At 36.5% G+C, this 2,408-nt stretch carries 2 protein-coding genes; one reads left to right on the top strand and one right to left on the bottom strand.

Annotated features, from left to right (window positions below; genetic code table 11):
• The first annotated feature begins 463 nt into the window (after positions 1 to 463).
• Positions 464 to 901, top strand: coding sequence for a DUF4265 domain-containing protein (locus tag H5200_RS22955; protein WP_182762790.1), 438 nt, complete (start codon positions 464 to 466; stop codon positions 899 to 901).
• 396 nt (positions 902 to 1,297) lie between these two features.
• Here H5200_RS22955 and H5200_RS22960 read toward each other — a convergent pair whose 3' ends face one another.
• On the bottom strand, positions 1,298 to 2,149 hold the full coding sequence (locus H5200_RS22960) for an HDOD domain-containing protein (protein ID WP_182759172.1): 852 nt from the start codon (positions 2,147 to 2,149) through the stop codon (positions 1,298 to 1,300).
• Positions 2,150 to 2,408 lie beyond the last annotated feature (259 nt).

Here is a 2,408-nt window from a genome sequence, read left to right on the forward strand (position 1 = left end):
GTGATCTAAATCCACCGTTAGCTAATTAAAATAAAGGTCAAAATAGACAGTCCAATGGCGCGACGACAGGTTTTTCTTGAAGGAATGGCAAACAACGTGGTTTTATAGAGCCGCTTTACTGAGGTGAAAAGCGAAATTTTACGGTCAACAAAGGCATGAAAAAACTGATCTTACGGGTTCAAACGAAAGTAAACTCCCAATACAACTGTATTGCTTAGTTCATAATATAGAAAAGCTGCAAACAGGCTGCATTAAAACCACTTAAGCCGTAATATAGCCAGTAAACCAACTGTAATACCTTGCAAAATGCCAATTAAAGCAACAGCAAATCCTTTTTTATATTTTATGTGAAAGTCAGTTGTCGATTGAATCAAAATAGGAACTCGGCTATGGTTAATGCATCAATAAAAATAAATTAAAAACGAGTTATTCTACAAGCTCGTTAGGTGAAAAAGGAAGTTCAGTGTCTGCCAAAAAAGTAATGTTCGCTTTAGATATCGAAAACGGTTGGCCACCAGTAAGTGCTGAAGGTGCTTGGTGCGAGCGAGTTAATGGTAACTATAAGTTAGTTAATGCCCCTTTCTTTGTTCCTGATTTGGCTTATGGCGATATTTTTTCTGCTACTCCTGATGAAGCAAATGAGCATATATTTGAATTTAAAGTTGTAAAAAAGTCAGGTCATTCTGTTATCTGGGTTATGAATAATGATGGTATAGATACCACTTTTTTCATAGATATGCTTAAACGACTAGGTTGTAAAGTTGAGACTCTCAACCAGTTTTCTTTAATGTCAGTCGATGTACCGCCAGGACTAGATCTTGATGCACTAGATCCACTATTAGATTTACATGAAGAACAAGGCTTAGAATATGCTTTTCCAGTCTGGAGGCACGGTGATTAATTTAACCTAATCGGGTAGACGTAGGTCTATAACCTCCAGCCCCCACACCACCCATCATGCACTTTTTATTAAAATGAAGTGCAATGGGCGGGTCATCTCCCGTAATGAATATTGATCCAAATATCTCTCAGTGACACTAAACCTTGTGAATCTAAGTCATTGCCTAGCGCAATGTTAATTCCTTTTGTTTTCGAGCTTCAACGGTAAGCATATGGCTAACAACACCTAGTTTACTCAATGTTCCAGGGTAACAGCGGCTCAAGGTTATTAGGCTGCTCAGTAAGGTGCCCAAGCAAGTAGAAATATAGTGCTAAAAACTGGACTAACATTGGCACTAAACAATGACTGAGGCGAAAGCAAAAAACCTTAATTAACCATAAATAATGCTTAATGTAGTTATGATAAATTGTTTAAAAAATCAATAACGTCCTCTTGTAAGTCACAATACTCATCATCATTCAAATGCAGTACATCTAAGACTTTTGATTCTATAATACCCCATTGTGGTATAGGCGAGCCTCGTCTGACCATAGTCACTAAGTTTTCAGACATTTTCAAAATAGCAAAGCAGATTTGCTCATCTGTATCTGTCACCTCAGCAAGAATAGCTGCATTGTGGTGGTTGAGGATTAACTGACATATCTCTTTTGGTAAATGCCAACTATTAGCAAAATAATAGCCAACAACTGCATGGTTTGTTTTATATAAACGCTCTTCAATCTCAATAATAGTTTCTTTGTCTGTTTGATTAGCGCAGTGCAAAGCGGTTAAATAATTATCATATTTTATTGCCATAGGAGGCACACCACAATCATGAAAAAGCCCAAGCGTATACAAGGGCTCTATGGCTATCTGTTTTTTAAGACGCTGACCTATCATCATGTTTACATTAGCAATCTCGGTTGAAGTATCCCAAAATCTTTCTAAGCTAATACAGCTGTTATCGGTTGCAAACATTTCTTTTAATTTCAAGCCCTGTGCAAGCACATTGACTCCGTCCCAACCAAGAAACATCACGGCTTGTTTTATATCAGACACAGTACGAGATAAGCCATAAGCAGGAGAATTTATTATTTTTAGTATTGCTGATGAAATCGCTAAGTCTTTTACCACTACCTTAGCAGCATCAGCAATAGGCGCATCGCCAGTTGCTATTAAATTTTGTAACTCAGTTAATATTTCAGGTTTAGGAGGAATAATAAAATTTCTATTTATATCTTTCAGTATCTGTTCGTTTATCTCAATCATGTATGTTTGATCCCTGAAGGTGCTTATCATTATAAGAACAAATAGATAATTAATAGTAGAAGTTCATCGCAACTATGACAACTAAAATAGGAAGCGCTAAATGAATTACAGCCCAATTCGTTAAGCTATTACTGATACCAATCTGCATAAAGATTAAGTCAATTTTATCCAGTCTCTAGAGCATATGCTTTTAACCGTATCAGGAACAGAAATGAATTTATTCCACGCTTGCGAAACCTGTTCGACTATTTCTTCATAA

Source organism: Pseudoalteromonas sp. SG43-7, assembly GCF_014164295.1.
Classification (GTDB): domain Bacteria; phylum Pseudomonadota; class Gammaproteobacteria; order Enterobacterales; family Alteromonadaceae; genus Pseudoalteromonas; species Pseudoalteromonas rhizosphaerae.